14 protein-coding genes and 1 tRNA gene are annotated in these 15,408 nt (G+C 57.0%); 14 read left to right on the forward strand and 1 reads right to left on the reverse strand.

The features are described 5' to 3' along the window. The first annotated feature begins 68 nt into the window (after nucleotides 1-68). The 14 genes from FDM28_RS10375 (at nucleotide 69) to FDM28_RS10440 (ending at nucleotide 13,973) form a co-directional block, all read left to right on the forward strand. A complete protein-coding gene (locus tag FDM28_RS10375) occupies nucleotides 69-1,169 on the forward strand; it encodes an ABC transporter ATP-binding protein (RefSeq protein WP_138515062.1) in 1,101 nt (366 codons plus the stop codon). An 8-nt stretch (nucleotides 1,170-1,177) separates the two neighbouring features. Continuing rightward, on the forward strand, nucleotides 1,178-2,095 hold the full coding sequence (locus tag FDM28_RS10380; protein WP_138515063.1) for an ABC transporter permease: 918 nt from the start codon (nucleotides 1,178-1,180) through the stop codon (nucleotides 2,093-2,095). Between the two features lie 8 nt (nucleotides 2,096-2,103). Beyond that, entirely contained in the window at nucleotides 2,104-2,958 is an 855-nt protein-coding gene (locus FDM28_RS10385) for an ABC transporter permease (RefSeq protein ID WP_138515064.1), read from the forward strand. A gap of 395 nt (nucleotides 2,959-3,353) precedes the next feature. After that, entirely contained in the window at nucleotides 3,354-4,685 is a 1,332-nt protein-coding gene (gene aceA / locus FDM28_RS10390) for an isocitrate lyase (protein WP_138515065.1), read from the forward strand. A gap of 271 nt (nucleotides 4,686-4,956) precedes the next feature. Beyond that, on the forward strand, nucleotides 4,957-6,867 hold the full coding sequence (gene thrS / locus FDM28_RS10395; protein WP_138515066.1) for a threonine--tRNA ligase: 1,911 nt from the start codon (nucleotides 4,957-4,959) through the stop codon (nucleotides 6,865-6,867). 88 nt (nucleotides 6,868-6,955) lie between these two features. Then, nucleotides 6,956-7,543 (forward strand): translation initiation factor IF-3, encoded by a 588-nt coding sequence (infC, locus tag FDM28_RS10400; RefSeq protein ID WP_138515067.1) that lies wholly within the window; start codon nucleotides 6,956-6,958, stop codon nucleotides 7,541-7,543. Nucleotides 7,544-7,708: 165 nt separating this feature from the next. Then, a complete protein-coding gene (gene rpmI / locus FDM28_RS10405) occupies nucleotides 7,709-7,912 on the forward strand; it encodes a 50S ribosomal protein L35 (RefSeq protein WP_087497166.1) in 204 nt (67 codons plus the stop codon). Between the two features lie 25 nt (nucleotides 7,913-7,937). After that, nucleotides 7,938-8,297: a 50S ribosomal protein L20 gene (gene rplT, locus FDM28_RS10410; protein WP_138515068.1), complete on the forward strand. Its 360-nt coding sequence runs from the start codon at nucleotides 7,938-7,940 to the stop codon at nucleotides 8,295-8,297. A gap of 113 nt (nucleotides 8,298-8,410) precedes the next feature. Next, nucleotides 8,411-9,481, forward strand: coding sequence for a phenylalanine--tRNA ligase subunit alpha (gene pheS / locus FDM28_RS10415; RefSeq protein ID WP_138515069.1), 1,071 nt, complete (start codon nucleotides 8,411-8,413; stop codon nucleotides 9,479-9,481). 33 nt (nucleotides 9,482-9,514) lie between these two features. Beyond that, the gene (gene pheT, locus FDM28_RS10420) at nucleotides 9,515-11,950 is read left to right on the forward strand and encodes a phenylalanine--tRNA ligase subunit beta (protein ID WP_138515070.1); all 2,436 of its coding nucleotides are present in this window, start codon (nucleotides 9,515-9,517) and stop codon (nucleotides 11,948-11,950) included. Nucleotides 11,951-11,976: 26 nt separating this feature from the next. Then, nucleotides 11,977-12,306, forward strand: a complete 330-nt coding sequence (locus FDM28_RS10425; protein ID WP_138515071.1) for an integration host factor subunit alpha — start codon at nucleotides 11,977-11,979, stop codon at nucleotides 12,304-12,306. Nucleotides 12,307-12,414: 108 nt separating this feature from the next. Further along, entirely contained in the window at nucleotides 12,415-12,864 is a 450-nt protein-coding gene (locus FDM28_RS10430; protein WP_138515072.1) for a MerR family transcriptional regulator, read from the forward strand. Nucleotides 12,865-12,901: 37 nt separating this feature from the next. Then, a tRNA-Pro gene (locus tag FDM28_RS10435) sits at nucleotides 12,902-12,978 on the forward strand. 125 nt (nucleotides 12,979-13,103) lie between these two features. Continuing rightward, entirely contained in the window at nucleotides 13,104-13,973 is an 870-nt protein-coding gene (locus tag FDM28_RS10440) for an HDOD domain-containing protein (protein WP_138515073.1), read from the forward strand. 8 nt (nucleotides 13,974-13,981) lie between these two features. On the opposite strand, the gene FDM28_RS10445 is transcribed toward FDM28_RS10440, so the two are convergent. Beyond that, nucleotides 13,982-15,406: an SPOR domain-containing protein gene (locus tag FDM28_RS10445; RefSeq protein ID WP_138515074.1), complete on the reverse strand. Its 1,425-nt coding sequence runs from the start codon at nucleotides 15,404-15,406 to the stop codon at nucleotides 13,982-13,984. Between the last annotated feature and the right edge of the window lie 2 nt (nucleotides 15,407-15,408).

Consider the following 15,408-nt stretch of genomic DNA (forward strand, 5'->3'; position numbering starts at 1 on the left):
CGGGGCTGTTTGTACCAAGGTATAAACAGCCCTTTTTGTATTTTTGAGACATCGTCAAAGGTCACTACATGGCAGTACAACCCGACAAAGTGGGCTACTTGGTTACTGAAAAGCTGGTTAAGCGTTTCGATGATGCGCTGGCGGTGGATGAGGTGTCTTTGTCTATCGCGCAGGGCGAAATTTTTGCACTGCTGGGCAGCTCCGGTTGTGGCAAGTCCACCTTGCTGCGCATGCTGGCGGGGTTTGAGTCGCCCACCTCCGGGCGTATTTTGTTGGGCGGGCAGGATGTGGCCAAACTCGCGCCCTATAACCGGCCCATCAACATGATGTTCCAGAGCTACGCCTTGTTTCCCCATCTGAATATTTGGGAGAACGTTGCTTTCGGTCTCAAGCGGGAAGGGCTGCCCAAAGACGAAATCAAGCAGCGCACCGGCGAGATGCTGGACTTGGTGCAACTCGGCGCCTATGCCCAGCGCAAGCCTCACCAGTTGTCGGGGGGGCAGCAGCAACGCGTGGCGTTGGCGCGAAGCTTGGCCAAGCGCCCCAAGCTCTTGTTGCTGGATGAGCCCTTGGGAGCCTTGGACAAGAAGCTGCGGGAGCAAACGCAGTTTGAGCTGGTCAACATCATTGAAAAAGTAGGCGTGACCTGCGTGATGGTGACTCACGACCAGGAGGAGGCCATGACCATGGCCAGCCGTATCGCTGTGATGAGCAAAGGCAGTGTGTTGCAGGTGGGCACCCCTGAAGAGGTGTACGAGCATCCCTCGAACCGGTTTGTGGCCGATTTCATTGGTAACGTGAATGTGTTTGAGGGGCGATTGAGTGTGGACGAGGTGGACCGCTGCGCGGCGGTCACCGGCATTGGTGAAATTCATATTGGCCACGGCGTGAGTGGCACGCTGAACATGCCGGTGGGTATTGCCGTGCGGCCGGAAAAAATTGAAATCAGCAAGACCCGGCCTGCGGTGGATGTGAACCTGTTCACCGGCAAGGTGAAGGAAATTGCTTACTTCGGCTCTTACAACACCTTCATCGTGCTGGCGAGCGATGGCACCCGCGTCAAGATCACCGAGGCGAACACATCCCGCCAGGAGTTGAGTGACATCACCTGGGAAGACGATGTGTACTTCTGGTGGGGCGACCGCGCAGGCGTGTTGCTGCGGGATTGAGGACCGCCATGCCCCAAACCACCTTGTCCATGCCCGGCCGCCGCTTTGTGATTGGTGTGCCTTACGGCTGGTTGCTGCTGTTTTTTCTGCTGCCCTTTTTGATCCTGCTCTACATCAGCTTTGTGGACATGGGCAACGACATCAACCCCTTCAAGCCTATCTGGGATTCCGGAACCGGTTTGTTGAAGTTGAAGTACGAAAATTACTGGTCCATTTTTCGCAATCCCGAAGGCGGTGCGCTGTTCCAGACGCTGTACATCGAGGCCTACCTGCGCTCCATTTGGTATGCGCTGTGTACCGCAGTGCTGTGCTTGTTGCTGGGTTACCCATTTGCCTATTTCATCGCCCGATCCAAGCCCAGTGTGCGGCCCGCCTTGCTCATGATGGTGATGCTGCCGTTTTGGACCTCGTTCCTGTTGCGGGTCTATGCCTGGAAAGGCATTCTGGCGGACCAAGGGGTGATCAATCAGTTATTGATGGCACTGGGGCTGACCACCGAGCCCGTGCAAATGCTGTACACCAACGTGTCCATGCTGGTTGGCATGACCTATGTGTACTTGCCCTTTATGGTGTTGCCCTTGTATGCCAATCTGGTGAAGATGGATTTCCGTCTGCTGGAGGCGGCCTACGACTTGGGCACCTCGCCATGGAAGGCCTTTTGGTTGATCACGGTGCCCCTATCCCGCGCGGGCATTGTGGCGGGCTTCATGTTGGTGTTTATTCCTTCGGTGGGCGAATTCGTCATCCCCTCGCTGCTCGGGGGGCCGGAGAACATCATGATTGGTCGCGTCGTGTGGGATGAAATGTTCACCAGCAACAACTGGCCCCGCGCAAGCGCACTGGCGGTGGTGATGATTGGTTTGATCGTGATTCCCTTGGCGCTGTATTACCGCTATACCGGTGAATCTGCCGAGTCGCGGCATTGAGGTGAATGATGCAAGCCTGGTTTGAAAAACATTTCGGCAAAGTATGGATGGGCGTGGTCTACGCTTTCCTCTACATGCCACTGGTCTTCATGGTGGTGTTTTCCTTTAACAGCACCCGACAAGACGCCAACTTCACTGGTTTCTCGCTGCGCTGGTATGAGGCACTGACCAAAGACACCAAAATTGTGGAGGGCTTCTGGTTGTCGGTGCAGGTGGCATTGGTGACCGGGGTGCTCTCCGCCGTGCTGGGGACGTTTGCGGCCTTTGTGCTGGTTCGCTATCGCCGCTTTCTGGGGCGGACAGCGTTCTCCGGCATGGTCAACGCGCCGCTGGTCATGCCGGAGGTGGTGATTGGCCTGTCGCTGTTGCTGCTCATGGTGGGCGCTCAAAACCTCTTCGGCTGGCCGGAGCGGGGCGTGTTCACCATCATCCTCGGCCATACCTTGTTGGGGATGGCCTATGGCATGGTGGTAGTGCAGTCACGCTTGCTGGAGGTCAACCGCTCGTTGGAAGAGGCAGCGATGGATTTGGGGGCCCGTCCGCACGAGGTGTTTTTCTTGGTGACTCTGCCCAATATCGCCCAAGGCATTCTGGCGGCTTTTTTATTGAGCTTCACCCTGTCATTTGATGATGTGGTGATTTCGGAGTTTTTGTCGGGGCCCGGGGTTAACACCTTGCCCCAGGTGATCTTCGGCTACGCGCGCCGCGGTATCAACCCCACCATTTATGCAGCTGCCACTTTGTTGATTACGACCGTCACACTGGTGATTGTGGGCTACAGCATTTGGGTGGCTCGGCAGACGCGCAAACGCGAGCGGGAGATTGCAGCAGCGGCCCGCGCTGTGGTGCCCGCAGCCGCCTAAGCGCACTTGTGCCGCTAGTCGTGACAACTCCTTAGCGCGCCTGTTGGCGCATTGCAAAGGCCCGGAAACCTTGGTTTCCGGGCCTTTTCTTTTGGCACCTGACGCAATTCGTTCACATCACGCATGCAAAGTGGATATGTACAGACGAATTTTTGTGATGCGTGATTTGATTTCTTTATGTGAAATTTTGGAAAGAGAATTTCGCATCAAACATTTCGCATCAGGTGAATGTGTTTTGTATTGTGGTGTTGTTTGCGTAAGCCATTGATTTTTAACAAGAAAATTTATATCTTATATAAGACACAAGATTAAACATGTGTCTTATATAAGACTTAGAATTCATCCATGCGCAGTCCAAAACTGCTGAATTGATCCATCAACCTAGGAGTGTTCTCATGCCGCAATCCATCAACGAGCAATTGAGCCGCGAACAACAAATCGCCGCACTGGAAAAAGACTGGGCTACCAATCCCCGCTGGAAGGGTGTGAAGCGCGGTTACTCTGCCGCCGACGTGGTCCGCTTGCGCGGTTCGCTGCCTATCGAGCACACGCTGGCCAAGCGCGGTGCTGAAAAACTGTGGGACAAGATCAACGGCGGCGCCAAGAAGGGCTACGTGAATGCGTTTGGTGCCATTTCTGCTGGCCAAGCCATGCAACAGGCCAAGGCTGGCCTGGAAGCCGTGTACCTGTCGGGCTGGCAAGTCGCCGCAGACGGCAACACGTCTGAGACCATGTACCCCGACCAGTCGCTGTACGCCTACGACTCGGTGCCCACCATGGTGCGCCGCATCAACAACACCTTCAAGCGTGCTGACGAAATCCAGTGGGGCCGTGGCATCAACCCCGGCGACAAGGAATTCATTGACTACTTCCTGCCCATCGTGGCCGATGCAGAAGCCGGTTTCGGCGGCGTGCTGAACGCGTTCGAACTGATGAAGAACATGATTCAAAGCGGCGCTGCTGGCGTGCACTTTGAGGACCAGCTGGCTGCTGTGAAGAAGTGCGGCCACATGGGCGGTAAGGTGCTGGTTCCTACGCAAGAAGCCTGCGAAAAGCTGATCTCCGCACGTTTCGCTGCTGACGTGATGGGCGTGTCCACCATCGTTCTGGCCCGCACCGATGCGGAAGCCGCCAATCTGATCACGTCTGACCACGACGCCAACGACAAGCCTTTCCTGACCGGTGAGCGCACGCAAGAAGGCTTCTATCGCGTGAAGAACGGCCTGGAACAAGCCATCAGCCGCGGCGTTGCCTACGCGCCCTATGCTGATCTGGTGTGGTGCGAAACCGGCGTGCCCGACATTGGTTTTGCCCGCGAGTTCGCTCAAGCCGTGCACGCTGCCTGCCCCGGCAAGCTGCTGTCCTACAACTGCTCACCTTCCTTCAACTGGAAGAAGAACCTCAACGACAAGCAGATCGCGTCGTTCCAGGAAGACCTGTCCGCGCTGGGCTACAAGTACCAGTTCATCACGCTGGCTGGTATTCACATCAACTGGTTCAACACCTTCCAGTTCGCCCATGCATACGCACAGGGCGAAGGCATGAAGCACTACACCGAAATGGTGCAGGAACCTGAATTCGCAGCACGCGAAAAGGGTTACACCTTTGTGTCCCACCAGCAAGAAGTGGGCGCAGGCTATTTCGACGACGTGACCACCGTGATCCAGGGTGGTTCGTCTTCCGTGAAGGCCCTGACCGGATCCACCGAAGAAGAGCAATTCCACTAAGCCAACCGCTGTGGAGTCCAGGCCGGGTTGCTCACAAGGCGCCCGGCCTTTTTTCATTCCAAGAGACTGCGGTTAAAATAATGAATCAACTTTGTATAAGAGCGAGAAAGGCAGTTTGGTTATGACACCGCGAACTACACCGGCGACATTCATCAGCGAATAGGCCGCTAGTCCGCGCGCCTTTTGCGCAGCCAGCTACCAAAATCATAGTAAAGCGCGGACCCTTCCGCGCTTTTTGCTTTTCCAGACACTCTTTTTTCCTGCAATCACCATGATCAACATCACACTCCCTGACGGTTCCAAACGTGAATTTCCCGGCCCGGTTACGGTGGCCGAAGTGGCGGCTTCTATTGGTGCCGGCTTGGCCAAGGCGGCACTGGCAGGCAAGGTAGATGGCAAGGTGGTGGATACCAGCTTCCAGATGGCGGTAGACAGTGCGCTGTCCATCATCACCGCCAAGGATGCCGATGGTCTTGAGGTGATCCGTCATTCCACGGCCCACTTGCTGGCGTATGCGGTGAAAGAGTTGTTTCCGGATGCGCAGGTCACCATTGGTCCTGTGATTGAGCACGGCTTCTTTTACGACTTCTCGTACAAGCGCCCCTTCACTCCGGAAGATCTGGCGGCAATCGAAAAGAAAATGACGGAGCTAGCGAACAAAGACGAGCCGGTAGTGCGCCGAGTCTTGCCGCGTGATGAAGCGGTGGCGTATTTCAAGAGCTTGGGTGAGCAGTACAAGGCGGAAATTATTGCCAGCATTCCGTCCAATGAAGACGTGTCGCTGTACCGCGAAGGCAAGTTTGAAGATCTGTGCCGTGGCCCGCACGTGCCCAGCACCGGCAAGCTCAAGCATTTCAAACTCATGAAGGTGGCGGGTGCCTACTGGCGTGGAGACCACCGGAATGAAATGCTGCAGCGTATTTACGGCACTGCTTGGGCTACCAAGGACGAATTGCAGCAGCACCTGACCATGCTGGAAGAGGCGGAGAAACGTGACCATCGCAAGCTGGGTCGCGAACTCGATCTGTTCCACATTGACGAGCATTCCCCCGGTACTGTCTTCTGGCACCCCAAGGGCTGGACACTTTGGCAAGGGGTGGAGCAGTACATGCGCAAGGTGTACCAGGACAACGGTTACCTTGAGGTCAAGGGCCCCCAAATTATTGACAAGAGCCTGTGGGAGAAAACCGGCCACTGGGACAAGTACCGTGAAAACATGTTCATTACCGAGTCGGAAAAGCGCGACTACGCACTCAAGCCGATGAACTGCCCCGGCCACATCCTGATCTACAAACACGGCATCAAGAGCTACCGGGATTTGCCGTTGCGCTTCGGCGAGTTTGGAGCGTGCCACCGCAATGAGCCCTCGGGCGGTCTGCACGGCATCATGCGCGTGCGTGCGTTTACCCAAGACGATGGCCACATCTTCTGTACGGAAGATCAGATTCAGTCCGAAGTGGTGGCCTTCACCACGTTGCTGCAAAAGGTCTACAAAGATTTCGGCTTCACCAACATTATTTACAAGCTGTCTACCCGGCCAGAAAAGCGCATCGGCACTGAAGAAAGCTGGGACCGTGCAGAAAATGCGTTGGCTGAGGGCTTGCGGGCTTCGGGCTGCGATTTCGAATACTTGCCGGGCGAGGGCGCTTTCTACGGCCCCAAGATCGAGTACACACTCAAGGACGCCTTGGGTCGTCCTTGGCAGTGCGGCACTATCCAGGTGGATCCCAACTTGCCCGAGCGCCTGGATGCAGAGTTCGTGGGTGAAGATGGTGCGCGCCACCGCCCGATCATGTTGCACCGGGCCATCGTCGGTAGCTTGGAGCGCTTCATCGGCATCTTGATCGAAGAAAGCGCTGGCGCCTTGCCTGCATGGCTCGCTCCAGTGCAAGTGGCGGTGCTCAACATCACTGATGCGCAAGCGGAATACGCCCGAAGCGTCGCTAAAACGCTGCAAAATCAAGGGCTTAGGGTGAATTTAGACCTGCGCAATGAAAAAATAACCTATAAAATACGTGAGCATTCGATGCAGAAGCTGCCGTATCTAGTTGTTATTGGTGACAAAGAGATGGCAGCAGGCGCTGTCGCAGTGCGTGCCCGGGGTGGTCAAGACCTCGGTGCAATGCCCCTGGAGTCGTTCATTGAGCGCATCACCACGGACATTGCCAACAAGTCTTCCTGAGGTCTCCCCAAGGAAATACCGGTTTGACGGCGCGCGCTGTGCGGCAACCGCTACAGTTTGTGTAGCAGATATTGTGAAGGATTGAGCCATCGCTACTGAATTTCGTGACCGCCGCCAGCGCGAAGAACGTAAACACCGTTTGAACCGTGAAATCATGGCCCCTGAGGTGCGCCTCTCTGGTCCTGAGAACGAGCCTTTGGGTGTCGTCAGCCTTATGGAAGCTCTCCGCATGGCGGGTGAGCTGGATGTTGACTTGGTTGAAATCGCCGCTACTGCCAACCCGCCCGTGTGCAGGTTGATGGACTACGGCAAGTTCAAGTACCAAGAGCAAAAAAAGGCGGCGGAAGCGAAAGCCAAGCAGACGGTCATTGAGATCAAAGAAATCAAGTTCCGTCCGGGTACGGATGACGGCGACTACAACATCAAGATGCGCAATATTCGCCGCTTCTTGGCGGAGGGCGACAAGTGCAAGATCACTTTGCGTTTTCGTGGTCGTGAAATCACCCACCAGGAAATTGGTTTGGCCATGCTCCAGCGCATGCGAGACGAGTTGGGTGACTCCATCATCGTGGAGCAGTTCCCCAAGCTGGAAGGCCGTCAGATGATCATGATGATCGCGCCGGGCCGTAAAAAGCCAGGTGGCTCTCCAAAGCCTGCAGCGGAAGCTGCAGCCTAAGTATTCTGGGCAGGTCTGGTCACCTGCCCAGAGTTCGCAAGTCGCTGAAAGGCGACTGGCAAAAAGCAAACCCGGCAACGGGTTTTGCACAAGTGGCTCGGGGCCAACAAGGCTGGAAGTCGTTTTCCAGACGCCTCACGAGCACAAATGAAAAGGAGCATTTACATGCCCAAAATGAAGACCAAGAGCGCGGCGAAGAAACGCTTCCGCGTCCGTCCAGGTGGTACCGTTAAGCGCGGTCAAGCCTTCAAACGTCACATCTTGACCAAGAAGACCACTAAAAATAAACGCCACTTGCGCGGTTCCGCAGCTGTTCATGAGACCAACATGGGTCACATGGCACAGATGCTGCCCGGTCGTGGTATTTAATTAACGACGTACAAGGAGTAATCACATGCCTCGCGTCAAACGTGGTGTAACGGCTCGCGCCCGCCATAAAAAAGTTCTGGCCCTTGCTAAGGGTTTCCGTGGTCGCCGCGGTAATGTCTACCGTATCGCCAAAGAAGCGGTAATGAAGGCTGGGCAATATGCCTACCGTGACCGCCGTACCAAGAAACGTGTGTTCCGTCAGTTGTGGATTGCCCGTATCAACGCGGCAGCCCGTCAATGCGGTCTGACATACAGCCAGTTTGCCAATGGTCTGAAGAAAGCCAATATCGAGATCGACCGTAAGGTTCTGTCCGATATCGCTATTCACGACATGGCTGCTTTTGCTGGCATTGTGGAACAAGTGAAAGCCAAACTGGCTGCTTGAGTCCGCAGCAGGGTGCTATTGATTCAGTAGCACTCCGCGCACCAGAAACAAGGGCTAGCGCTTGAAAAAGCACTAGCCCTTTTTCATTGATTTGAATCGTCAAGTACCTATTTATGACCGAGTTGAACGACATCGTTGACACAGCCAAGGCCGCTTTTTTGCAGGCCGCTACGCCCGCCGATCTGGAGAATGCCAAGGCCCTGTTTCTGGGCAAGTCCGGCAAGATCACCGAGCTGATGAAAGGCATGGCCGCTCTCAGCGTGGAGGAGAAAAAATCCCGCGGTGCCGCTATCAACTTGGCCAAGCAAGCTATCGAGTCTGCCTTGACCGATCGTCGTCAGGCCCTGGCCGATGCCGAATTGCAAGTCCAACTCCAGGCGGAAGCCTTGGACGTGACGCTTCCCGGCCGCCAGCGCGGGCAGGGTGGTTTGCACCCCGTGTCCCTGACGCTTGAGCGCATCGAAGCGCTCTTCGGATCCATGGGCTTCGATGTGGCCCAAGGCCCTGAAATCGAGTCCGATTGGTTCAACTTCACTGCGCTGAATACACCTGAAGACCATCCCGCACGCTCCATGCATGACACCTTCTATGTGGAAGGTGGTTCAGAAGCTGCTCCTAACTTGCTGCGCACCCATACCAGCCCGATGCAGATTCGCTATGCGGTGCAGCACGTCAAGGCCCACCGCGCTGCGGCTGGTGCCTCTTTGGAGGGGCTGTACGCGGGAGACATGCCTGAGATTCGCGTGATCGCCCCCGGCCGCACTTACCGTGTGGATAGTGACGCTACCCATTCGCCCATGTTCCACCAGTGTGAAGGCCTGTGGGTAGGCGAAAACGTCAGCTTCAAAGATTTGAAGTTTGTTTTCACGGATTTTTGCCGCACTTTCTTTGAATCGGACGATCTGGTGTTGCGATTCCGCCCCAGCTTCTTCCCGTTCACCGAGCCCAGCGCGGAGATCGACATCCAGTTCCAGACGGGTCCGTTGGCAGGTCGTTGGCTGGAAGTGGCTGGCTCCGGCCAGGTGCACCCCAATGTGATTCGCAACATGGGCTTGGATCCCGAGAAATTCATCGGCTTTGCCTTCGGCATGGGGCCGGACCGTTTGACCATGTTGCGCTATGGCGTGAATGACTTGCGCCTGTTCTTTGACGGCGATGTCCGCTTCCTGTCGCAATTCCAGTAATCCACAAGAACAACAACCACGCCGATCCCGAACATGCAATTCTCAGAATCCTGGTTGCGCACTTTCTGCAACCCCGCTATTTCTACCGCTCAACTTGCTGAAACCCTGACCATGGCAGGGCTGGAGGTTGAGGAGCTCAAGCCTGTTGCGCCTCCCTTTACCCACATCGTGGTGGGTGAGATCAAAGAAGCCGAGCAACATCCCAATGCAGATCGCTTGCGCGTCTGCAAGGTCGATGTGGGCCAAGCCGAGCTGTTGAACATCGTCTGCGGCGCACCCAATGCGCGTGTCGGCATCCGTATTCCGTGTGCTTTGTCGGGTGCTGAATTGCCTCCCGGTGAGGATGGCAAGCGTTTCCTGATCAAAGTCGGCAAGCTTCGCGGCGTGGAAAGCCAAGGGATGCTGTGCTCCGCGCGCGAGCTCAAGTTGTCGGAAGACCATGGCGGCCTGATGGAGCTGCCCCTGGATGCGCCCTTGGGTCAAAACATCCGTGAATATTTGGACCTGGACGATACGCTGTTCACCTTGAAGCTCACGCCCAATCTGGCCCATTGCCTGAGCGTGTACGGTGTTGCCCGCGAAGTGTCTGCACTCACAGGTTCTCCGCTGTTGTCGCCGGTGTTTACGCCAGCGCCGGTGGCGACACAAGACAAAGTGGCCGTCAACATCAGTGCACCGGATTTGTGTGGCCGTTTCTCAGGCCGGGTGATTCGCAACGTCAACACCAAGGCAAGCACTCCCCAGTGGATGGTGGACCGTTTGGCACGCTGTGGCCAGCGCAGCGTGAGCCCTCTGGTGGACATCTCCAATTACGTGATGTTCGAGTTGGGGCGCCCTAGCCATATTTTTGATTTGGACAAAATTCATGGTGGCTTGGACGTTCGCTGGGGTAAACCGGGTGAGCAGCTCAAACTCTTGAGTGGCAACACCGTCACTCTGGACGACAAGGTGGGTGTGATCGCTGACGCGCAGCACGTGGAGTCTCTTGCCGGCATCATGGGCGGTGACGCCACTGCGGTGTCTGACGACACACGTCACATCTATGTGGAGGCCGCTTTCTGGTGGCCCAAATCGATTGCAGGCCGTTCGCGTCGTTTCAATTTTTCGACCGATGCCGGTCACCGTTTTGAGCGTGGCGTGGATCCTCAGCTGACGGTGGAGCACATTGAGCGCATCACGCAATTGATCATCGAGATCTGTGGCACGCCTGAAACCCAGTGTGGTCCGGTGGATGACCTCATCGCGAATCTGCCTGCGGTTACACCCGTTTCGTTGCGTGTTGCGCGTGCAGTCAAGGTAATCGGAATGCCTCTGACCCAAGTTCAGTGTGCTGATGCATTGCGGCGCTTGGGGCTGCCGGTGCAGGAGTCTGAGGGGGTGATCACCGTCACCCCCCCGTCCTTCCGCTTCGATCTGCAGATCGAAGAAGACCTGATTGAAGAGGTCGCCCGTATGGTCGGCTACAACAATCTGCCGCACACGCCGCCGCAAGCGCCTATCACGGCCAAGATTCGCCAAGAGAATCAGCGCAGTGCGTTTGCGGTGCGCCGCTCGCTGGCTGCGCTGGGCTATCAGGAAACCATCAACTTCAGTTTTGTGGAAGAGCGCTGGGAGCACGAACTCGCCGGCAACCCCAACCCTATCAAACTGTTGAACCCGATTGCCAGTCAAATGAGCGTGATGCGCTCGTCCCTGCTGGGTTCTTTGCTACAAGTTTTGCGTTTCAATTTGGCACGCAAGGCACCGCGGGTCCGGGTGTTTGAGATCGGACGTGTTTTCTTGCGCAACCCCGAGATCAAGAGCACCGACACCACGGTAGAAGGGTTCGACCAGCCTATGCGCGTCTCTGGCTTGGCCAGTGGCGGTGCCGATGCGCTGCAATGGGGGCGCAAAGAGCAGGGCGTGGATTTCTTTGACGTTAAAGGTGATGTGGAAGCCCTGCTCGCACCGTTGAAGCCCGAGTTTGTGCCGGGCCAACACCCTGCGTTGCATCCCGGCCGCACGGCCGAAGTCAAACTGCACGGCCGCTCCATCGGCTTTGTCGGCGAGCTGCACCCCAAGTGGCGCCAGTCCTACGAGCTGGCTACCGCGCCGGTGGTGTTTGAGCTGGAGTTGGATGCGGTGCTGGCACGCCAAGTACCGGTCTTCCAGAGCGTTGCCAAGTTCCAGGCTGTCCAGCGTGATGTGGCGGTGGTCGTGGGCGACCAGGTCACCCATGCCGATTTGATCGCCGCTGTGCGCGCCGCGCCTACCCAAGGTTTGTTGCGCGACGTACAGTTGTTCGACGTGTACCGCCCCAAGCTCTCCAAAGAGGCTGAAGCCAGCGCGGGCAGCACCGATCGCAGCCTTGCGCTGCGTGTGACCCTCAATAGCGATGAAGCCACATTGACGGAGGAACAGATCGAATCTGCGATGAAAGCCGTGGTCGATCAGTTGGTAGCGTCGGTGGGCGCCCGTCAGCGCGCTTGATGGCTGAAACGCACAAGGGCTCAATCATGGAATTTTCTGTTGAAAGTCTGGAAACTCCGGCGTTAACCAAGGCGCAGCTCTCTGACCTGTTGTTTGAGCAGATCGGGCTGAATAAGCGCGAGTCCAAGGACATGATTGATGCCTTTTTCGACCTGATTGCGACCAGTCTGGTCGATGGCACGGACGTGAAAATTTCCGGTTTTGGCAACTTTCAGATTCGTACCAAAGCGCCTCGGCCGGGGCGAAACCCCCGCACCGGTGAGGCCATTCCTATCCAGGCCCGGCGGGTGGTGACTTTCCACGCCAGCCACAAGCTCAAAGAGCAGATTCAGGACGACGGCAAGTCTGAATCGTGAACTAAAGCACAGCGGCTGATTTATTTGTAGCCGTGTGTAAAGGAATCTTTGCGTGCGGGCAAAACTTAGAGTAACCTCTACGCTTTGTCTCGTACAGCATTGATTTCAATGGAGAAAACGCTTCCTCCCATCCCCGCAAAACGCTACTTCACCATCGGAGAGGTTGGTGATTTATGCGGTGTCAAACCGCATGTGCTACGTTATTGGGAGCAGGAATTCACGCAGCTACGCCCGATGAAGCGGCGGGGCAATCGCCGCTATTACCAGCACCATGAGGTGCTCATGATTCGGCGTATCCGCGATTTGCTGTACGACCAAGGCTTCACTATCAGCGGTGCACGCAACAAGATGCAGGAGTTGCTGCAGGTCGAGCGGGATAAAAAACGCAGTGGCGAGGTGCAGTTGGACGGCATGGAAGTGTTGGAAATCCACGATTCCGAAATGGATGGATTTGATGAGCCGGGCGATGTTCCCGATGAAGAGATGGCGGTCATGGAGTTACACGCTATTAAAAAAGAGTTGCTCGATATTCGTGAACTTCTTATGGCGACAGCCTGATTGAGCAGAAATATAGGGTTATAATTTGAGGCTCGATCGGTGTGTGGCGCAGCCTGGTAGCGCACTTGCATGGGGTGCAAGGGGTCGAAGGTTCGAATCCTTTCACACCGACCATTAGATATGTCAAAAGCCTTCTAGCAGTAATGCTAGAAGGCTTTTTGCTTGGTGCGTCATAAACATCGATACACCCCCCGAAAGCGTCACCAGACTTTGCATAATGTGTGCACCAAGGAGCACACATGCACGTCGCAGACATTGATCGGGAAATTGACACCGCCAGAGCCGAGGGGCCGCTCAAAGACATCGTGATTCAACCGTGCCCGGCGTTGCTGTCGGATTTGCGGGTGGAGGTGAACCGTGAGGATCCTGAACCCACGAAGATTGCCAAAATCGCCTCACGGGACGTGGCTATGGCGGCAGCGCTGATCAAGGTGGCCAACAGCCCGATTTATGCCCGCTCCCGCCAGGCCGCAACGGTGGCGGAGGCCGTGGCGCTGTTGGGCATTTCGCAAACCGTATCGATCCTCACCGGCTTTTTGTTGCGTGAAACGATACAGGTGAAGTCCAGTTTGCTGGAGCACTTTTGGGAGACGTCTACCCGGCGTGCCTATGCGATGGGCTACATCGCCCGGCAGATGTACGGGGTGAATGCGGACATGGCCCATACCTGTGGTCTATTTTGCAATGTGGGTATTCCCGTCATGCTGCAAGGCATCAAGGGCTACGAGGCCACGCTGGCGCATTCACTGGCGCAGGTGGAGAAAACCAGTATCGAGATAGAAAACGCGGCCCACCGCACCGACCATGCGGTGGTGGGCGCGATTGTGGCCAAAACCTGGCGCCTGCCGCCCACGGTGGCCCATGCGGTGCGTCTGCACCACGACTTCACGGTGCTGCGGGATGAGCAAATTCCGCATAACGTGCGCACGTTGGTGGCCATGTCGCTGCTGGCAGAGCACATGGTCGCCTTACACGAGGAGGGCGGCGAGCTGCGTGAATGGGAATTGCACGGTGCCGAGTGCCTTGCATTTCTCCATGTCAACGCGGAAGAAATTCAGCACTGGTCTGACGCACTGCAAGAGCAGTTCTCCGGCCCCGCCGGTTTTTAAGCCAAGGCTCAGGGAGCCGGCGCGACGCGGGCTTCCAACTCCAAAGCGCGTACCTTGTCGGCAGCGGCGTCTGCCTCTGCCAAGGTGTCAAACGGCCCCACTTGGATGCGGGTGCGGTTGCCTTTAGGGAAGCGCACTTCCTTGCTCACCACGGGCAATTCGGCATCCATCAGCTTGACCAAGGCGTTGCGCGCGTTATTGCTGTCAGCGAAGAGCCCCACATTCACGACAAAACGCCCACTGATTGCGATTGCGGGCGCAGGAACTGCAGCCGCTGCACGTGGCGTGGCCTGTACCGCCGGTGCTGATTGACCGAGAGCGGCAGCCACTTCGCGGGCAGCATTCGCTGCAGCGGCAGAACGCAGAGGTGTCGGAACTGGATCGGCCTTTGTGGCAGAGGGTTTGTCAGGTGTTGCTTTGGCAGATGCTTTCGGGGCACTGCTAGCGGCGGGAGTGGTCGGTGCCACAACCGCTTGCGCTGCTGGGCGTGTTGGAGTGCTGGCGCTGGCAGGTTTTTGGGCTGCGGAGGCCGCAGGCGCAGATGCTTTGGCTTGTGGCGCGGAGGTGGGTGCACTTGCTGTGGTTGCCGCCTTGGGCGCTGCAGCTGTCGAAGCACTGGCGGAAGGGGCAATTGGGGGGGCTTTTGCTGCGGGGGCAGATGCCGCAGCACTTGCTGCTGTTGCCGCCACTGCGCTGGATGCTGCTTGGCGGGAATTGCTAGCTGCGGAAGCGGCAGCTACGGCCGCAGAGGCCACAGGAGCAGGGGCTGTGGATACCGTTGGCTTGGTGGTTTCTACGGTAGTCGCATCCACGGCCCGTCCACTGGCGACATTGCGCGCTTCCGGCGCCGGGCTCACGGCGACCGGTGTTCCGGCCGGGAGCGGCTCAAAGCCGGAAAACATGGCATACGACTGGGCGCCCACGGCCAGTGCCACGGCGTTGCAGGCGGCCAGAATGATCAGGCCTTTGCGGGTACTGGCTTCTTGGGTTAGCTGGGCACAGGCTTCGGGCACAGTTTGGTTTTTGGCGAGCGCGTTTTGGACCCGCTGCCGGGTCGCCAGGTAGTACAGGGCATTGCCCCCCAAACCCGGCACCACAAAAGCCAAGCCAACCAAGGCTGCCAGCAGGCCCCACTGCGTGCCTTCCGAGAACTGAAACACCAACTTTCCGATACCGAACAGCAGCAACGCCAAGGCCACGATGCTGCCGCTGTACACCAGCGCGGCGTGCCACAACTGGCGGAACATCAGCCAATTCAGGGTGTTGAGCGCAGCCGCCCAGTTCCAGCTCAGGCCGGGGCGGTCAGCCGCCTCAAAACGGGTAAAGCGGGGCAGGTAGTAGCCGTTGCTGATGTCACCGATGGCCGCACGGTAGAGCGCGGTGGTGGAATGCTCGTCCGTGTTGTCCAGTGCGGTGGTGGGGGCGGTGGCCATGG

This window comes from Rhodoferax bucti, assembly GCF_005876985.1.
GTDB lineage: Bacteria > Pseudomonadota > Gammaproteobacteria > Burkholderiales > Burkholderiaceae_C > Allorhodoferax > Allorhodoferax bucti.